Origin of the sequence: Paraburkholderia sp. SIMBA_027, assembly GCF_046535315.1 — a bacterium.
GTDB classification, from domain to species: domain Bacteria; phylum Pseudomonadota; class Gammaproteobacteria; order Burkholderiales; family Burkholderiaceae; genus Paraburkholderia; species Paraburkholderia tropica.
This window is the reverse complement of sequence record NZ_JAWRWY010000357.1, coordinates 1-286: the sequence shown is the minus strand read 5'-3', so window position 1 is coordinate 286 and position 286 is coordinate 1. Positions and strand designations below refer to the sequence as shown.

At 65.0% G+C, this 286-nt stretch carries 1 protein-coding gene; it reads left to right on the top strand.

Going from position 1 to position 286, the window contains the following annotated elements; all coding sequences use genetic code 11:
• Positions 1-16: 16 nt before the first annotated feature.
• Positions 17-286, top strand: a 270-nt coding sequence (locus SB764_RS39410; protein WP_410866668.1) for an efflux RND transporter permease subunit, incomplete at its 3' end; no start/stop codon positions are given.

The following is a 286-nucleotide window of genomic DNA, read 5'->3' as shown; positions in this document are numbered from 1 at the left end:
CGGCCTCACCTATTATATGACCAGCATCGTGCCGCGCGGCTTCGTGCCCGTGATGGACCAGGGCTACGCGCTCGTCGTCGTGCAGTTGCCGGATGGCGCGTCGCTGGCGAGAACCGATGCCGTCGTCCAGCGCGCCTCGGAGATCATCCGCAACACGCCGGGCGTCAAGAATGCCGTCGCCTTCTCCGGCTTCAGCGGCGCGACCTTCACCAATGCCTCGAATGCCGGCGTCGTCTTCGCCGCCTTCGATACGTTCGAAAACCGGCTGGAGCACCACCAGAATGCC